The following is a 15,951-nucleotide window of genomic DNA, read 5'->3' on the forward strand; positions in this document are numbered from 1 at the left end:
TCAGTGGCAGGTAATCCCCGCCGCGTGCCGGAAATTATGCATCGAATCGTGCAGCATCGGCTCCTGAACGAACAGGAGGGCGAATCCGAGTGCTGCGACGAAAGCGAGCCCGACGGCCAGCTGCGTCGGCGTTAGTTCCATGCGAGCCTGTTCGATCCGACCGTAAACGGTGTTGTTGGCAGTCGCCATTCTAAACCACACTTGCACAACAACAAGTAAAGTTGTAAAACTTCCGGATGAGCCAAACCTAACTTTCGTGTGCGGCATCAACGGCCGCCTCGATTCGTTCGGCTGACAATGCGGAGAGAGGGACCCGTTCACCGTCCGTTTCGTCGGCGACCAGGCCCGTTACACCGGATCGGTCACCCTCACTCGCGTCGACGACGACCACGTGGGGGTCGAACTCGCTCAACCGTCTAGCGGCTTCACGCGTCTCACGGATTGGGCTCTCTTTCGCAACGTTCGCCCGCCCATCAGTGACCAGCACAACGACGCTGGCGCTCGGTTCGGCCCGGCCGAGCACGTCGCTAGCCGCTCGGAGACCTGACGGGAGTGGCGTTCGGTCGCCGATCGGCAGGTCCTTGAGATGTCGAGCGGCGAGGGTGACGCTGTTTGTCGGCGGAAGGAGTACGTTTGCTTCCTCGCCGGCGAATGCGACGAACGCGACTTCGTCGCGCTTCTGGTACGCATCCTTCAGGAGTTCGAGAACGGTTCCCTTCGCCGCACGCATCGCCGGTAACATCGACGCACTCGCGTCCACGACGAACACCACCAGCGCGGAGGACTCGCTCTGCCGGACAGATTGACGTAGGTCACGCGACTCGACGGACGAAGCGCCGCGAGCAGATGCCGCTCGAACCGACGCCGCGGCGTCGATGCGCCGGTTCGAATCCGCTTGCTGACTCCGTACCCGTGCTCCCTCGGTGTCTACGTGTGGCTGCGTCTGTGACCGGGAGCCGCTACCTGCTCTCCCGCTCTCGACGGCTTCGGGTGCGGTCAGTTCGGGAGCGCGTCCCGCCCCGATGTCAGCATGTGACTCTCCAGGGACAATCGGTGTCCCTTCCGTCACGTCGTCGTTTTCGTTCGCCTTGTTGTTCTCGTCCGTCGCCTCTGTTTCGACATCGCCGGTCCCTACCTCGTCACTCCGTTCCGGGGACGACGTGCCGGACTCGGTCTCATCGCACTTGCCGTTTCTTTCGGACGATCCGGGATCGGTCAAGTCCGACGCGTCCGTCTCCTCGGCGTCTCCGGTGTCGTCCGCTTCGTCCGAAGGATCTTCGTCGGCGTCGGAGGGTTCCTCGTTGGGGCGGTCGTTTCGGTCCTCCTGCCCGCCGTCGTTACCCTCACCATCGAAGTGGTCGTCGATGAGTTCACTCGGATCGGGCGCGTCTTCGAACGGCCGTGATTGAAGCCGGTGAGGGAGCGCGAGTTCTGCCGCACGCTGCACGTCGGGTTCGATGACCTTCGAGCGCCCGTCGAGAGCGGCGAACGTCCTGGCGGCGCGTGCTGTCGCGATGTCGCCGCGGTGTCCGTCAACACCCGAGTCCCGACATAGTTCTGCGATGTCCCGGGCGAACTGGGTTGAAAGATCGACTTCGGAGAGCCGTTTGCGGGCTTGCCACAGCCGGTCTCGGAAGTCATCGTTCTCTACGCGTTTGTTGGTCGATTGCTCCGTTCCGTCCCCATCTGTTCGTCCGATCGCTCGGTCGATGATACTGACCCGTTGGTCCACGTCTTGACAGGCAGTGACCGTCGCTTGGAGCGCGAAACGGTCGCGAAGTTGCGGTCTGAGATCTCCCTCTTCGGGATTCATCGTCCCCACGAGCGTGAACCTAGCAGGGTGTGAGACACTCATACCATCACGTTCGATTCTGTTGACACCGCTCGCCGCCGCATCAAGTAACACGTCGACGAGGTGATCGTCGAGGAGATTTACCTCGTCAACATAGAGGATACCGCGGTTCGCCCGGGCGAGCAGTCCGGGGTCGAATTCGTAGTCGCCGTCGAGAGCATCTGCCACGGAGAGCGTCCCGACGACTCGCTCGCGGGTCGCCCCCAGCGGGAGCGTAACGAGTGGAACCGACCGTTCGGCCGTCAGTGGGTCGGTCCGTTCACGACAGTCCTCGCACTGATATTCGGGCACGTTCGGCGGGCAGCCGTACGGACAGTTCTCGACGACGGCCTGTCTCGGAAGGAGGTCAGTTAGCGCCCGCACCGCCGTGGACTTTGCCGTTCCTTTCTCGCCCTGTATGAGAAGGCCATCCAGGTCATCATTCGTTGTGATGGCCAGTAAAGCTCTCTTGAGTTCTTCCTGACCGACGATCTCCGAGAAAGACAGCGACGTCCCCCGGCCGTGCGAAGCTTTTTTGCCTCCGCCGCAATCAACCATACTTGTATTAGAGCAACAGAGGTTTAACAACGTTATGCCAACAATCGGCCTATACACAGCGACCGAAAACGAACTCGGAGCCATCCAGCAGGCCGCAGCGCGAACTGACGTCGACCTGGTCGTTCGATCGGAGAGCGATTTCGACGATCAGACAGACGTCGACGCGTTCCTCGACGAGCTCGAAGATGCGGCGGCGGCGATATTCTGGCTGCACGGTGCCGAGGAGAGTATGCCAGGATACGACCACGCTGTCAGTCGTCTGGAGGAGGCTGGCGTCCCGCTGGTCGTCAAATCGACCGGTGACGCCTACGCACTTGAAGACACGTCTGCCCCTGCGGAGGATCGCGATCGAGTCTACGAATATCTGGAGAAAGGTGGGACCAGCAACGTCGCGAACTGCGTTCGGTTCCTCGTCGACGAGTACGGGACCGTCGAGTGTGACTACGACGAACCGGTGACGCTTCCAACGGAGGGAGTCTACCATCCGGACCATCCGGGGGCATCGAACGAGGAACTGATAGGTACGCTTGACCCCGACACACCGACTGTCGCCATCTGGTTCTACGAATCTCATTGGACCCACGAGAACACGCGGTACGTCGACGGTCAGGTACGCGCCGTCGAGAACCAGGGTGCGGATGCACTCCCAATTTTCTGTAATCCCGCGACGGACAGCGACGAACAGTGGGACGCTGAGCGCGTAACGGAGGAGTGGCTTCTGGACGAGGGAGATCCTATCGTCGACGCCGTGCTCTCGTCGTTCATGTTCTCGCTGTCGATGGACGAGCGAGGGCGAGCGGCCGATGACGAGGGGGATGGCGCGGAGGACGTCTTCCTCGATCGACTCGGCGTGCCCGTCATCCAGACCGTGACGACGATGCGGTCTCGCTCACGGTACGAGAAGAACGACACGGGCGTCATGGGCTTCGAACTCGCGCTGTCGGTCGCACTCCCGGAGTTCGACGGCAACGTTATCACTCACCCGATTAGCGGCAAGGAACGGACCGACGACGAGGCGGGCATCGGAAGCGCGCCGAAACAGCACTTCCCCATCGACGACCGGGTGGACCACGCCGCGCGGCTCGCGGTCAACTGGGCGACTCTTCGACATACTTCGAACGAAGAGAAGAACGTCGCGGTCGTCCTACACAACTACCCGCCGAGCGACGACGGCATCGGCACTGCCTTCGGACTCGACAGCCCTGAGAGTACCGTCAATCTTCTCCAGGAACTTCGCGAGCGCGGCTACGATCTCGGCGGACGGACACCAACGAACGGTCAGGCCTTGATAGATCAGTTGACCGCGCAGCTGACGCTCGACGATCGATGGGTTGCCCCAGCGGACGTGCGTGACCTCAGCGTCGACGTCGTCCCCACGGAGCAGTATCGCGAGTGGTTCGCGGCCACGGACGAACGCTTCCAGTCGAACATCGTGGACGAGTGGGGCGGAGTACCGGACCGTCCGTTCGCTATCCCTGGCGTCGAGTTCGGGAACGTCCTCGTCACCGTCCAACCACCGCGTGGGTTCGGGATGGACCCATCGAAGGTCTATCACGACTCCGATCTCCAGCCCCCCCACGACTACGTGGCGTTCTACGGCTGGCTCCGAAACACGTTCGAGGCTGACGCCGTCGTTCACCTCGGTACGCACGGGAGTCTGGAATGGCTTCCCGGCAAGACGGTCGGACTAAACGGGGAGAGCGCTCCGGACCAGCTCGTCGACGATATCCCGAATGTATACCCGTACATCATCAACAATCCGGGCGAGGGGACCCAGGCGAAACGGCGCTCGTACGCAGCCATCGTCGACTACCTGACGCCGGTGATGCGCAACGCCGGAACGTATGACGAACTGGCCGAACTCGAGGAACTCGCCGACCAGTATCGCGAAGCCGGGATGGAAGACGCCCGCACCGACGACGGCGAACACCTCGAACGGCTCCTCCGGGAGAAGGTCGATGAACTCGACCTTGCGGTCGAACTCGGCATCGCAGGCGATGTCGACGAGCGCGTCGACGTTCGCGGTCCAGAGGAAGCCGGAACGACGCTCGCAGAGGGGAGAGTCGACGGTGACGAGGTCGCCGTTGATGAACTCGTCGAACGCATCCACGGGTACCTCACGGACGTGAAGACGACGCAGATTCGGATGGGGCTCCACACGATGAGCGAGCCCCCAGAGGCAGACCGTCTCGTCGAGTACCTCGTCGCACTCACGCGCCTAGAGAACCCAGGCGGGCCCAGTCTCCGGGAGAGTGTGGCCGGCGTGCTCGGCGTCGACTACCAGCAGATGCTCGGCGAACCGGGGGCGTACGACGGCGAACTGGGCATGACACTCTCGGAGGCTGCCGACGAAGTGTACGAGACGAGTCTTGAGCTCGTGGAGACGCTGGCCGACCACGACTTCGACATTCCGGCTTCGGAGGAAGAGGCGGGGCCGGAGGATGAGGTTAACATGAACCTTCTCGTGGTGGATATCGATCCGCTCGGGGACGCACGGGCGAAAGCCGGTGCACACAACGACCTTCGGGGCGCGCTGGCGTTCATCTGTGAAGAGGTTGCTCCTCGCGTCCGAGGTTCGGAGGACGAAATCCCGAGAACGGTAGACGCCCTGGCCGGCGACTACGTCCCGCCTGGCGGAAGCGGTGCGCCGACGCGGGGCGGGGTTGACCTGCTGCCGACAGCACGGAACTTCTACACGCTAGACCCACGGAAAGTGCCGGCCAAGAGCGCATGGCGCGTCGGCCGAGAGATAGCCGACGGTATCGCAGCGCGTCATCACGAAGCGGAAGGCGCGTATCCCGAGGAGATCGGCGTCGTCGCATGGGGAACGCCGACCGTTCGAACTCGGGGTGAGACTATCGCCCAGGTGCTTGCGCTGATGGGCGTCGAACCCGAATGGACCGACGCCGGACGTATCGACGGCGTCACTCCCATTCCCCTGGACGAACTCGACCGCCCCCGTATCGACGTCACCACTCGCGTTTCGGGGCTGTTCCGCGACGCCTTCCCGCAGGCCGCAGGCGTCGTTCACGACGCCGTCGACGCGGTTGTCGACCTCGACGAGCCACACGAGATGAACTACGTCAAAAAGCACGTCGAAGAGGAAGTCGAGCGGCTCGACGAGCAGGGTGTCGACGATTCCGAAAAGGCCGCCAGACAGCGGGTGTTCACGACTCGACCCGGAGGGTACGGTGCGGGCACGAACAAAGCAGTCGACGAGGGGAACTGGGACGACCGATCCGACCTCGCCGACGTGTACGTCCAGTGGGGCGGATACGCACTCGGGAAGCGGGGACGCGTCACGGAGGCGCACGAGTCCTTCGAGCGACGCCTCGGAAGCGTCGACGCCACGGTCAAGATCGAGGACACTGCCGAACAGGACGAGTTCGACAGCTCCGACTGGTACGCGTTCCACGGCGGGTTCATCACTGCCGTTTCAGAAATCGCTGGCGAGGAGCCAGCTTCCTACGTCGGCGACTCTAGCGACCCCGACAACGTCTCGGTGTACACCAACGAGGAGAAGGTCCGCAAAGCGATGCGCGCCCGCGTGCTCAATCCCGACTGGCTCGACAGTATGGAGGAACACGACTACAAGGGTGCCGGTGACTTGTCGACCACCGTGGACGTCGTCCTCGGCTGGGACGCGACCACCGACGTCGTCAGTGACGCGCTCTGGGGCGACGTCGCCGAGAAGTACGCGTTTGACGAGGATCGACAGGAGTGGATGCGCGACGTGAACCCGTGGGCCCTGGAGAGTATCAGTGACACGCTCCTCGAGGCGATCGACCGCGGTCTGTGGGACGCCGACGACGAGACTGCCGACCAGCTCCGGGACATCAATCTTCGAGTGGACGGTGACATCGAAGCGCGTACCGGGAGCCCGAACGCAACGGAGGTGTCCAGCGATGACGACTGACGCCGTCGAAGAAATCGATTGGACCGTCAGTAGCGGCGCTACCCCTCTGCTAGCACAGTCCAGGTGCCAGCACGCCGAGGACGTTGCCACTGCGATATACGAAGACGCGGAGCGCATCAAACGAGGCGAAGTCGAGGAAGCTCTCGACAAACTCAACGCACGCGGTGTGCTCAGTGATGCTCAGCGCGATATCGTCGAAGGGATGGCCGACGCCATCGTCGGTCAGATCCTTGCGGCACCGACAACGTGTATTCACAGAGCAGGCGATAGGTCTACTCTCGACGCCGTAGTTCGGCTATTCGATCTCGACTTTGAGGTCTTGGTGGATGACGATGAATTGCATAAGTATGGTTCGTATCGACCGGAGGTGACGAGCGTTGACAACTGACGACAGCCGAACGGACGGCGGTAGCGAGGCCGGGAACGCGAGTGACTTCGCGGAGTACGCTGATCTCGGTGCGACTACTGAGAACGCGATGGAGATCGCCGAGACGAGCATGGATCGCGTGCGCGAACTCGTTTCGGACGAGACGTTGGCCGACCGCATCCGACAGAAGAGTGTCCATGCCACGGGCGACCCCGAGTTCCAGCACCTCGTGCGGTTCACCGGTGAGACTGAGGACGAACCGGTCGTCGCCGGCGCACGGGCGGCCCTCGACGAGCGTCCTATCGTTACCGACATCACAATGGTCAAGGCCGGTATCACTGGTCGCGGTCACGACTGCCCTGTTCAGAAGGCTATCGGGAACGGTGCCGAACTCGCGAAACGGACTGGCATGACGCGGACGGCTGCGTCTGTACTCGAACTCGACAAACAGGGGGTTTACGACGGCGCCATCGCCGTTATCGGAAACGCCCCGACCGCAGCACTCGCCCTCGCTGACTGTATCGAAGACGGTACGTGCCCGGCCGTCGTAGTTGCCACTCCGGTCGGCTTCGTCAAAGCTGCGGAGAGTCGGACACGGCTGCGCGAGGTCGCGGACTCGTACGGCATCCCTGCAATCACGAACGTCGGCCGTCGCGGCGGAAGCGGGTTGGCAGCCGGCCTAACGAACGAACTCGTCCACGTGGCGAGCGACGTCCGGAGTGGAGAGGTCGACCTCCCGTGAGCGACACGTACGACCTAGACTCCGGCTCCGATCCAGCGGCACTGGCGGCATCGGTCCCTGAACTCGAGTCCGTATCTGCGGAGAACCCGGTGTACGCAGTCGGTATCGGTCCGGGGAATCTGGAGTATCTGACTCCCCGCGGCGAGCGCGCAATCCACGATGCCGATGTCGTCGTGGGTTTCGAGACTGTTGTCGAGTTCATCGGCGAGAAGACGAACGCCGATCTACTCACGTGCGGGTATCGTGATGAGGCCGAGACGCTTGCGACGTTCGCTGACCGCGTTGCCGACGGGGAGTCCGGAACGGCCGTCCTGATGGGTGATCCGAACCACTCGGGCTATCAGTTCGTCGGAAAAGTTCAGGCCGCCGTCGAACGGCCCGTTCGAGTCATTCCTGGAATCTCGTCCCTGCAGATGGCCGCCAGCAGGGCACGAACACCGATGGAGGAGACGGTCTTCGTGACACTCCACAAGAGCGGAGATGTCACACCTGGGCTCCGTCGACTTCGCGACGCTGTCGGTGACCGACACCTGCTCGTGCTCCCGCGTCCCTATGACTGGATGCCGGAAGACATCGCCGTCGAGTTACTCGATGCGGGTGCATCCCCCTCGCTCGAGGCTCTCGTATTGGAACGGCTGACACACGACGATGAAGAAGTGACGACGACGACGCTAGGAAGACTCCAAGCACTCACGAACGAATCAGATGACGAAACGTCACCGTTCTCCGATCTTTCGATATTAGCTGTTCGATCCAACTAGCTTAGACCGATCCAGTCTCCTTCTGAATCTTCGTTTTTCATCGCTGTTAATGCCATCTATGGGCTACTGAGTGTCCACTAGGTGTCACTACCACCGCTCTCTCGCTGAATGAAATCTGGCTCACCAAAACTTATTTGCCAGTCCGTCCCAACCGATAAGACAACCCAAATTGGGTTAACACAAATAAGATTGTGTTCGTGGATGATCCATGACAACCGAATCAATCCTGCTCATCGGCCGTAATACGAGAAACGCCCCCGAAGTGCTCGAAGCACACGCCGGCCGTCTCAGCCGGCGTTCCGTCGTCGATGACGTCGAGATAGCGACGTACGAGAGAGAACCGATCCGTGAGCTCAAAGAAAAGTTCGAGCGGATTTCTGCGGATACAGTGTATGCAGTCCCGATGTGCGCTGCACATAGCCACGACACGATCGACGGCGTCCCCGCCGCGCTCTCCTATGTCTCTGGGGACGTCCACTACTGCGAACCACTCGGTCAGAGTCCGGCCGTCACCGAGGTGATAGAAGAGAAAGGAGCAAATCTGATTCCGGCATCTGACGACGTCTCTCTCATCCTCGTTGGATTTGGGAGTAGCTCGAAACCGTACCACCGGCAAACGACCGACTATCACGCAGCCCGACTTCGAGAACAATCGGGATACGGAGAGGTGCTGACCTGCTATCTCCTCCAGAACCCCACAGTCGAATGTGTGCGGTACAATACTAGCAAGAATCAGTCGGTAGCTGTCCCGCTCTTTCTGACACGATCCGAAGCAACCGAGAGCCGAATTCCCGACGAACTTGAACTCGCACGCGGTGGCATCGAGTATGCTGACCCGCTTGGAGTGCATCCGCGAATAACGGACGCCGTTCACGCGGAGGTCGAAAAGCAGCGCGCGCTTGCTGGTGACGACAACGCGTCGGCAGCCTCGTTCGAAGCGCAATTGACCCGGACACAACGCCCAGTTGCAACCGACGGAGAAGGGATCCAGCGGTAATGATTCGGGTCTCACAATGAGATTCGTTCTCGTCGGAGGAAACACCGATACGGCTCGTATCGATAGTCGGCCTGTCGAGCGTCAGCGTAGGTGTTTGTCGCGCTGTCGCTGGTTACGCCGAAGAAGTCGTGAATGGACACAGGGAGTCACCTGCGAGGCACCGCCGCCCCCGCAGCTCTCAGGGGCGGAATAAACACCGTCGCGGGGTGAGTTACCCATAAGACCGGAATCGGCCCCACTCTGTTGGTTACTCCTCAAACAAGCAGCGAGCGGCCGCCTCGTTGCCGGCAAGCGTCTGTTGATTCTCGTCAGTATCCACGAACAAAGTCGCTTGATCACCCTCGGATGAACGGGTCACTTCCGGGCGGTCGTCGACGCCGAACTCGCTCGCCGCTAGTTGATCACATCGTGACTCGCGGTCGCGATGGTCGACCTCTGCGCCGAAATCTTCGAGTGAGGTTTCGACACTCGTTTCGGTCACTTCGAGCTGGCCGTCGTCACCAAAAGCTGTCTGCCGATGCACCGAGATGTCTGGTCGGTTGCTCATTTGAATCAAGCCTCCAGCCATCTGAGGCTCGAAAAACCCCTCAGGAAACCCCACTGTAATCGGTGGTCACCACGCTGATTTCTGATGGGTTGGCAAACAGACGACGTGTTATGTGGGTGAACGCTTAATCTGTAGCCATGCTCCGCAAGATATTCACGACGATTGGCATTGTCGAACTTGTGGCACCAGAAGCGTTCATTGCGACTGCCGAGCAGGTCGCCCTCGAAGACCCAGACGAGTGCGAGTTGCGGTCCTGGGTTACCACTGGTGCGCGGGTTGAAGGACTCGCCTTGTTACTGCTTGTGCGGAGCAGTGACACCTCGTATTCGAGATTCAAGAAACTCCTCGGTCTTATCGGAATTCTCGCCGTGAGTTCTCCACATGTCTTTGTGGGCTGTGCAACACCGCTTGCGTACACCGACGCAAGCAACTGCAATTGGAAGCCATGGGTGTACCAAGGAACACGTCTCGTCGGAGTGCTCTACGTGCTGATCGCTCTCAACGAGCTACGGCACGATTGGCTTTCAGACTCGAACTGAGTTATTCCTTCTGTGTCCGAATCTCCTGTGCTCGGTGTTCGAGCCGTCGGAGAATCCGCACGCGCTGTTGATTCGCGTTCTCGTAGGCGACACAGGCCCGAAGCGTCGCCATGTCGTGGATGGTCGCAATACCCGCGTCGATAAGGTTGGTGGTTGGTGCTTCGAGACGCTGCTCGGGTGTGAGGCCGGTCGATGTCGTTGATTCAGCTGAGTCGTTGCTCATTGAGTTTCGCCTCCAGCCATTCTGGAGGCGCGAAAAACCACCTCTCCGAGCGCTCTATTCTGCCTCGTCGTCGGGTTGAATCTGCCGAGCGTCCTCAGCGAGGTCGTGCAGATACACTCGCAGCGTGTCCATGTCTTCGCGGGCCTCCGCAAGCGTTCGTGCCTTGACCTTGGCCGTCAGCTCGTCCTGGTCTCTCGTCGCCGTTCCACGCTTCAGTTTCACCGTCAGTGACACGCCGACGTCGCTGCGCTCGACATATTCCGTCTGGGTCGCTTCCTCTCGATTCGACTTCGTCGCTGTTGGATTGTCGTCGGTCATCGGTTTACTGCGAGGGGTCTCTGTCCCCCGCACCCCTCTGGGGGCGAAAAAACTCACTCGGCGCTCACCGAGTCAGCAGGTTCGTCGTCGCCTTAACCAACAGAAATGGCGACAGTCGCGCTCTGTTGGTTAAGACTATAGTGCCTGTTCTGTCGGGTGATTCTTGGCTCAGTAGTGGACGTCTGCCGGGATGATCCACACCTGCTCGTCGGAGTCGAGGACACGATCGAGCTGGTCGCGATGGCGAATCGCCCCGCCGTACTCATCGTACAGGAAGAGCGACGGTCCCCGGTACGCCCCGAGGTTGTAGCAAGCGTGTCGAGCAAGCTCCTTGTCGCGCATGAGTTCTTCAGTAGAGAATTCGTTGACGGCGGTTTGCACTCGTTCGAGATTCCGCTCGAACTCTTCGGTTGTTGCGTTCCATCCTCGCTCAAGGAGTTCTGCTCCCTCGTCGGAGTCGACTGATGCCACGACGGGTAATTCACCCCATCGTGCCTTCCCGGCGACAGACGTTGTCTCGTCGTCGAACGTGACGTAGTAATCGAAGACAGCGGCGGTGTCGGGCCCGACGCCGACGAGTCGGTCGAACGCTGCGTTACCGCTGGCGAAGGCATCGTCTCGATTCGGTGCTTCAACGAGCGTATAGATGAGTTGGTGCATTGTGGTTCTCGGGACGCGATGTATGTGTGACGCCCCGCACCCTTGGGGGGCAGAAAAACGCTCTCCGGCGCGCTCCAGTTCGCTTGTGTTTCGATGCTCTCGTTTACTCTTCAATCAGTGATAGGTTTCTGTGGGCATGCTGAAGAGAGGGCGCAAGTTGGTCACGACAGATCCCACCAACTGGTGAAGAATTGAATCGCTGGATTCAGAGCGTGTACTGTTCGTGTGGGTAGTGATGTTTACAGAGACGGGGACTTACATCTCGGTATGGTTGCCACATATCCAATACTGTCGCTACTGGTCATCTTCGCGCTCTCATTGTTGATTGTGCGGATTGGCTCAATTGCGCTGGAGATGACGGGCCTCTCACCAGATGTGGCCTCCTTCCAAGCCACCTCAGCATTCTCTGGAGCAGGATATACCACCGAAGAGGCTGAACAGGCTGTTACTACGGCAGGCCGCCGCAAAACCGTGAAGGCGCTCATTCGACTCGGCAGTATTGGACTTCTCGGTGCAATTTCGTCGCTTGTCCTTTCATTCACTCGAACTGGTGGAGAAAACCTGTTGAACTTACTGTACATTCTCGGTGGTGCCGGTGTAATCATTCTGTTCGCACGGAGTCAATGGTTCAACCGCCTCGTTACGCCACTCATTGAGTGGACGCTTAGTAAGACGACAGAGTTGGAGGTCACAGACTATGCCCAATTACTCGGGTTGCAACGCGAGTATCGTGTGGCAGAGGTGGAAATCAACGCGGGCGATTGGCTGGCAGAGAAGACGATCACTGAATTGGATTTACCAAGCGAGGGTGTGTTGATACTCGGCATCCGCCGGGATAACTCATACATTGGTGCGCCGCAACCAGATGTGGAGGCGAAACCGGGTGACACGCTTGTCCTCTATGGGAAACAAGATCGTCTAAAAGAATTATCAGGACGTCTCAGTGGAGATACAAAGGCTCGGGGAGATGCTGTTGAAGACCACGAAGAAACGCTCGAAGAGCAAGAACAGCTCATTGAACAATAAGCACTCTCTTTCTAACAGCTGGTTTAGTAGAGTGTGATGAAATAAATAGACTCGCCGTGCTGACTCGATGGAAATTCTGCTACCCATAGAGCGCGTGAACAAAGTATGGGGCGCAAGAGACCGACCTGAGTTCCGTGCCCGAGAGCACGTCGTGCTGACTGGTCCGAGTGCGCAGGAAGCCGAGACTTGGGCGAGACAGCCCGGATGCCGCCGGAGCGGCATCCGGGAAAGCCCGCATAGGTGAATTTCTGTTCACGCACCGGCGTCCCGGAGGAACAAACCATGTACCTCGGAATCGACTTACACAAGCGGTACGCGCAAGTGGCAGTAATCGATCAAGCTGGTGAGCTTGTCGAAGAGGTTCGCGTCAAAAACGCGAACCTCGACGACCTCGCCCAGCGCTACGCTGGAGCCACAGCAGCGATTGAAGCAACCAGCAATTACTACCACGTCCATGATACTCTCTCAGAGTACTTGGACGTGGTTGTCGCCAACCCTGGCAAACTGAAGCTCATCGCTCACTCAGACAAGAAAACCGACCGCGTTGATGCGAAACAGCTCGCGCGGATGGTACGGCTCAATTCCATCCCCGAGAGTTACGTTCCTACCGATGAGGTTCGGAAAGCCCGCGCACTCGTGCGCGGGCGACAGAAGTTGGTCGAAAATCGAACCAGCTACGCGAACAAAGTTCACGGGTTGCTTTCTGAGCACGGCATCACCGAAGACGTGAAACCGCTGAGTGTGGAGGGACGAGAGTTCCTGCGGGAACTCTCGCTCCCGACACCGTGGGACTCGTTACTGGACTCCTACGTGACGATAATCGAAACGCTCACCGCTGAAATCGAGTCGCTCGAACTGGAGATCGAGGAACGCGCTGGGTCTCTGAAGGAGACCCAGCTGCTGATGACGATTCCTGGTGTCAGCTACTACTCAGCGTTAACGATCTACGCTGAACTTGGCGAGATCGAGCGGTTCGACGAGGATAAACAAGTCGTGAGTTACGTGGGATTGAACCCGGTGATCCGCGAGTCTGGCGACTCGCGGTTCGAGGGTGGCATCTCAAAGCGAGGATCCGGACGGGTACGATGGATCCTCGTCCAGTGTACGTACGTCGCAGTTCACACCTGCAACGACGAGTACTTGCGTCGGTTCTACGACCGCTTGGCGAGTCGCAAGAGTTCCAAGAAAGCAATCGTGGCAACCGCGCGAAAGCTACTGGTGTCGATTTACCACATGCTCGACCGGGAGGAAGTCTACGACCCACCGGGGGTGAGCGCCTGAAAACGGGAATCTGAGGAACGCCGGACCGGCGTTCCTCAGTGGCCGGATGGAGCCAGTGTGAGCGACAGCTATCGCGGAACTCGTTCCGACCGCCTACCGGTTGTGGAGGTCTCAATCACCACGCAGCCTAGTGGTTTCGCGCCGTTGAAGAGCGAGAGACGTGAGATCGTGCGAACAACTTTATCGCCAGCGGTGGTTAGTTGAGCCAGCAGAATTTCCATAGGTGAACTCACGCTCTAAGTTCAGCACGCACTTTCTGTCACCATTGGAGAAATAGACCGATAGCTGCTCGCTTCGTGAGCCGTGAGCCGGTGCTACTCCGGGAGCGTTCGCTTCCCGGTTCGATAGCAATCCCAGCAGGGAAACCCGTCGCCAAGCTCTGCACAGTCGCACTCGTCTGTCTCCCCAGCGTCGCCATCACTGACGACGGTTCCGCCGTCGGCGACCGGCTGCGTTGCAGCGGCATCGAGGAGTGGAGTTCGAATCGCAACCGCCACACGGTGCTTACAGGCTGAGGAATACTTCGCGTCAGCTGGACACTCACAAGCTACCGGAATCCCACCGTCGACGGTGACGTGGTACTCGTGCTCTGCTGGCTCGGCGTGACTGCAGTTTCTGACGCGAATACCGCCATTGAGACATTCGAACTCGAATGCCTCATACTGGGCTCGTTTGACGACTCTCCGGGTTGTGTCGAGGTGTGCAAATGCGTTCGTCATAGGTCGACGAGGCACGTCTCGAGTGCCCCGCACCCTTCAGGGGGCAAAGAAAATCTCCGTGGCGTTTAGCGTTGCAAGAGGTTTGACCTCGATGAGCCCCGTTGACTTCTTGAACGTGTCCACTCTCCACTTCACCGAATCGTGAGCTAGTCGGCGCTAGCGGGTGTACTGTCTGTATCGACATCGTCGAGGAGCGGGTAGTCGATGTGCATCTCGATCTTGTCGAAGGGGACGACTGGTTGAATCGCTCCACCGGGGCCACCTTCTTTGAGTTCGAGGATGTCGAGCACCTCCAGATGTTTCAGGTCTGCATGGACATCGGAGACGTCGCGATCGACGAGTCGGGCTGCCTCCCGCATACTCGAGGGCTGCTCTGTCGCGATTGCTTGAATGAGTTCGAGACGAAGTGGGGTGAGGCTATCGACGAGGTCGTTGTAGGACCCAAACTGAAGGACTGCTCGGTCATCCTCTGTTTCCTCGTCGGACTCTGTGTCTTGGACGAACTGCAGGGTGTCCTCACGGAGCTGTGCTCGGTCGCCGACGGTAATGTGGAGTGTCGTCATAATTGTTTCAGTTGGTGTTGTAATTTAGTATGACCGTGGTGGGTTGCCCCCGGTGGCATCCCAATACTCGTCAGCGCTGGCCCAGAACTCGACGAGGAGTTCTTCCATACCCGGGAACTCGACGTCAGTATCGCCGGCCGCGGTGTGGAGTTCGTGGCCCTTCGTATCCTCGTGGGCATTATCGTACCGGATGAGCGTGAGGTCTTCGAGCGTTCCCAGGTGAAGCGTGTACTTCCATCCGGATGGGTAGGCATCTGTATCGGTTGTTCGCCGGATGACGACGTTTTCGACGAGTCCGGCTTCGACGTGCGTGTAGCGACGTGTCAGTTCCTGGCCCATCCGTTAGCTGTTGGGATGGTTCCCAACAGCAAAAGTGTGTTGGGACACTGGCCAACACTTGTTGAATGTGCTATTCTTCACAGCCAAAGCCCCCCAGCAGTTAGAATCTGTAGGTCGTGATGTCGGTTGACTCACAAACTGAACACGAGTCGTCGGTGCTGTCGAATGTCGTTCCACAGTAACGACACTCGTGGACAACAGTCTCCTCAGTAGCGAACAAACGGGCAACTAGCCGTTTCATCGACCTACACCCTGCCGTGCGACGTATTTCATTTGACATCCGGTGTTGTTGAGAGCGATACGTGATTGCTCTTGAGAGGTGTCTGACTGATGGTGTCTTTTGTTGTCATCGTTTGGTCCCGGAACGATCATCTCTGAATGCCCCGCACCCGTCAGGGGCAGAAAAACCTCTCCGTGATAGTCCGCTCAGAATCGGTAGGTCACGACGTCGGTTGACTCACAGGCCGAACACGACTCATCGGCGCTGTCGAGCGTTGCCCCACACTGACGACACTCGTGGACAATGGTCTCGTCAGTGGTAAAGAGGCGTGCGAACAGCCACCC

General features: G+C 59.5%; 17 protein-coding genes. 8 read left to right on the forward strand and 9 right to left on the reverse strand.

The window, feature by feature from the left end; all coding sequences use genetic code 11:
- Positions 1 to 189 carry a CbtB domain-containing protein gene (locus EOHIBHHM_RS20985; protein ID WP_497257619.1) on the reverse strand — a complete coding sequence of 63 codons (189 nt, stop codon included), beginning with the start codon at positions 187 to 189 and terminating at the stop codon, positions 1 to 3.
- A gap of 58 nt (positions 190 to 247) precedes the next feature.
- Entirely contained in the window at positions 248 to 2,389 is a 2,142-nt protein-coding gene (locus EOHIBHHM_RS20990) for an ATP-binding protein (RefSeq protein ID WP_497257853.1), read from the reverse strand.
- Positions 2,390 to 2,423: 34 nt separating this feature from the next.
- Here EOHIBHHM_RS20990 and cobN point away from each other — a divergent pair, with 34 nt between their 5' ends.
- The 5 genes from cobN (at position 2,424) to EOHIBHHM_RS21015 (ending at position 9,172) form a co-directional block, all read left to right on the forward strand.
- On the forward strand, positions 2,424 to 6,305 hold the full coding sequence (gene cobN / locus EOHIBHHM_RS20995; protein ID WP_497257621.1) for a cobaltochelatase subunit CobN: 3,882 nt from the start codon (positions 2,424 to 2,426) through the stop codon (positions 6,303 to 6,305).
- Positions 6,295 to 6,693, forward strand: a complete 399-nt coding sequence (locus EOHIBHHM_RS21000) for a hypothetical protein (RefSeq protein ID WP_497257623.1) — start codon at positions 6,295 to 6,297, stop codon at positions 6,691 to 6,693. The genes cobN and EOHIBHHM_RS21000 overlap by 11 nt, the downstream gene beginning before the upstream one ends.
- Positions 6,683 to 7,414, forward strand: a complete 732-nt coding sequence (locus EOHIBHHM_RS21005) for a precorrin-8X methylmutase (protein ID WP_497257625.1) — start codon at positions 6,683 to 6,685, stop codon at positions 7,412 to 7,414. Before EOHIBHHM_RS21000 ends, EOHIBHHM_RS21005 begins: the two co-directional genes overlap by 11 nt.
- Complete coding sequence (locus tag EOHIBHHM_RS21010) at positions 7,411 to 8,175, forward strand: cobalt-precorrin-7 (C(5))-methyltransferase (RefSeq protein WP_497257627.1); 765 nt, start codon at positions 7,411 to 7,413, stop codon at positions 8,173 to 8,175. Before EOHIBHHM_RS21005 ends, EOHIBHHM_RS21010 begins: the two co-directional genes overlap by 4 nt.
- 208 nt (positions 8,176 to 8,383) lie before the next feature.
- Positions 8,384 to 9,172 (forward strand): CbiX/SirB N-terminal domain-containing protein, encoded by a 789-nt coding sequence (locus EOHIBHHM_RS21015; RefSeq protein WP_497257629.1) that lies wholly within the window; start codon positions 8,384 to 8,386, stop codon positions 9,170 to 9,172.
- 247 nt (positions 9,173 to 9,419) lie between these two features.
- Here EOHIBHHM_RS21015 and EOHIBHHM_RS21020 read toward each other — a convergent pair whose 3' ends face one another.
- On the reverse strand, positions 9,420 to 9,719 hold the full coding sequence (locus tag EOHIBHHM_RS21020) for a hypothetical protein (RefSeq protein WP_497257855.1): 300 nt from the start codon (positions 9,717 to 9,719) through the stop codon (positions 9,420 to 9,422).
- A 137-nt stretch (positions 9,720 to 9,856) separates the two neighbouring features.
- On the opposite strand from EOHIBHHM_RS21020, the gene EOHIBHHM_RS21025 reads away from it, so the two are divergent.
- Entirely contained in the window at positions 9,857 to 10,258 is a 402-nt protein-coding gene (locus tag EOHIBHHM_RS21025; protein WP_497257631.1) for a hypothetical protein, read from the forward strand.
- Between the two features lies 1 nt (position 10,259).
- Here EOHIBHHM_RS21025 and EOHIBHHM_RS21030 read toward each other — a convergent pair whose 3' ends face one another.
- The 3 genes from EOHIBHHM_RS21030 to EOHIBHHM_RS21040 all read right to left on the reverse strand — a co-directional run bounded on the left by EOHIBHHM_RS21030 (position 10,260) and on the right by EOHIBHHM_RS21040 (position 11,459).
- A complete protein-coding gene (locus EOHIBHHM_RS21030) occupies positions 10,260 to 10,481 on the reverse strand; it encodes a DUF8129 domain-containing protein (RefSeq protein ID WP_497257633.1) in 222 nt (73 codons plus the stop codon).
- A gap of 54 nt (positions 10,482 to 10,535) precedes the next feature.
- Entirely contained in the window at positions 10,536 to 10,799 is a 264-nt protein-coding gene (locus EOHIBHHM_RS21035; RefSeq protein ID WP_497257635.1) for a DUF7389 domain-containing protein, read from the reverse strand.
- 168 nt (positions 10,800 to 10,967) lie between these two features.
- Positions 10,968 to 11,459: a DUF7995 family protein gene (locus EOHIBHHM_RS21040; protein ID WP_497257637.1), complete on the reverse strand. Its 492-nt coding sequence runs from the start codon at positions 11,457 to 11,459 to the stop codon at positions 10,968 to 10,970.
- Positions 11,460 to 11,726: 267 nt separating this feature from the next.
- Here EOHIBHHM_RS21040 and EOHIBHHM_RS21045 point away from each other — a divergent pair, with 267 nt between their 5' ends.
- Entirely contained in the window at positions 11,727 to 12,485 is a 759-nt protein-coding gene (locus tag EOHIBHHM_RS21045; RefSeq protein ID WP_497257639.1) for a potassium channel family protein, read from the forward strand.
- Between the two features lie 282 nt (positions 12,486 to 12,767).
- On the forward strand, positions 12,768 to 13,766 hold the full coding sequence (locus tag EOHIBHHM_RS21050; protein WP_497250541.1) for an IS110 family RNA-guided transposase: 999 nt from the start codon (positions 12,768 to 12,770) through the stop codon (positions 13,764 to 13,766).
- A 314-nt stretch (positions 13,767 to 14,080) separates the two neighbouring features.
- Here EOHIBHHM_RS21050 and EOHIBHHM_RS21055 read toward each other — a convergent pair whose 3' ends face one another.
- The 3 genes from EOHIBHHM_RS21055 to EOHIBHHM_RS21065 form a co-directional block, all read right to left on the reverse strand.
- Positions 14,081 to 14,485, reverse strand: coding sequence for an SWIM zinc finger family protein (locus EOHIBHHM_RS21055; protein WP_497257641.1), 405 nt, complete (start codon positions 14,483 to 14,485; stop codon positions 14,081 to 14,083).
- Positions 14,486 to 14,631: 146 nt separating this feature from the next.
- Complete coding sequence (locus EOHIBHHM_RS21060) at positions 14,632 to 15,048, reverse strand: HVO_A0114 family putative DNA-binding protein (RefSeq protein WP_009367705.1); 417 nt, start codon at positions 15,046 to 15,048, stop codon at positions 14,632 to 14,634.
- 24 nt (positions 15,049 to 15,072) lie between these two features.
- Positions 15,073 to 15,387 carry a toxin-antitoxin system TumE family protein gene (locus tag EOHIBHHM_RS21065; RefSeq protein ID WP_009367706.1) on the reverse strand — a complete coding sequence of 105 codons (315 nt, stop codon included), beginning with the start codon at positions 15,385 to 15,387 and terminating at the stop codon, positions 15,073 to 15,075.
- Positions 15,388 to 15,951: the final 564 nt, after the last annotated feature.

It is taken from the genome of Halogranum roseipondis (assembly GCF_059695585.1).

Coding starts and splice junctions, on each gene's coding strand:
- cobN (WP_497257621.1), top strand. CDS start 2,424: ATGCCAACAATCGGCCTATACACAGCGACCGAAAACGAACTCGGAGCC.
- EOHIBHHM_RS21025 (WP_497257631.1), top strand. CDS start 9,857: ATGCTCCGCAAGATATTCACGACGATTGGCATTGTCGAACTTGTGGCA.
- EOHIBHHM_RS21040 (WP_497257637.1), bottom strand. CDS start 11,459: ATGCACCAACTCATCTATACGCTCGTTGAAGCACCGAATCGAGACGAT.
- EOHIBHHM_RS21015 (WP_497257629.1), top strand. CDS start 8,384: ATGACAACCGAATCAATCCTGCTCATCGGCCGTAATACGAGAAACGCC.
- EOHIBHHM_RS21000 (WP_497257623.1), top strand. CDS start 6,295: ATGACGACTGACGCCGTCGAAGAAATCGATTGGACCGTCAGTAGCGGC.
- EOHIBHHM_RS20985 (WP_497257619.1), bottom strand. CDS start 189: ATGGCGACTGCCAACAACACCGTTTACGGTCGGATCGAACAGGCTCGC.
- EOHIBHHM_RS21045 (WP_497257639.1), top strand. CDS start 11,727: ATGGTTGCCACATATCCAATACTGTCGCTACTGGTCATCTTCGCGCTC.
- EOHIBHHM_RS21050 (WP_497250541.1), top strand. CDS start 12,768: ATGTACCTCGGAATCGACTTACACAAGCGGTACGCGCAAGTGGCAGTA.
- EOHIBHHM_RS20990 (WP_497257853.1), bottom strand. CDS start 2,389: ATGGTTGATTGCGGCGGAGGCAAAAAAGCTTCGCACGGCCGGGGGACG.
- EOHIBHHM_RS21060 (WP_009367705.1), bottom strand. CDS start 15,048: ATGACGACACTCCACATTACCGTCGGCGACCGAGCACAGCTCCGTGAG.
- EOHIBHHM_RS21055 (WP_497257641.1), bottom strand. CDS start 14,485: ATGACGAACGCATTTGCACACCTCGACACAACCCGGAGAGTCGTCAAA.
- EOHIBHHM_RS21035 (WP_497257635.1), bottom strand. CDS start 10,799: ATGACCGACGACAATCCAACAGCGACGAAGTCGAATCGAGAGGAAGCG.
- EOHIBHHM_RS21030 (WP_497257633.1), bottom strand. CDS start 10,481: ATGAGCAACGACTCAGCTGAATCAACGACATCGACCGGCCTCACACCC.
- EOHIBHHM_RS21065 (WP_009367706.1), bottom strand. CDS start 15,387: ATGGGCCAGGAACTGACACGTCGCTACACGCACGTCGAAGCCGGACTC.
- EOHIBHHM_RS21020 (WP_497257855.1), bottom strand. CDS start 9,719: ATGAGCAACCGACCAGACATCTCGGTGCATCGGCAGACAGCTTTTGGT.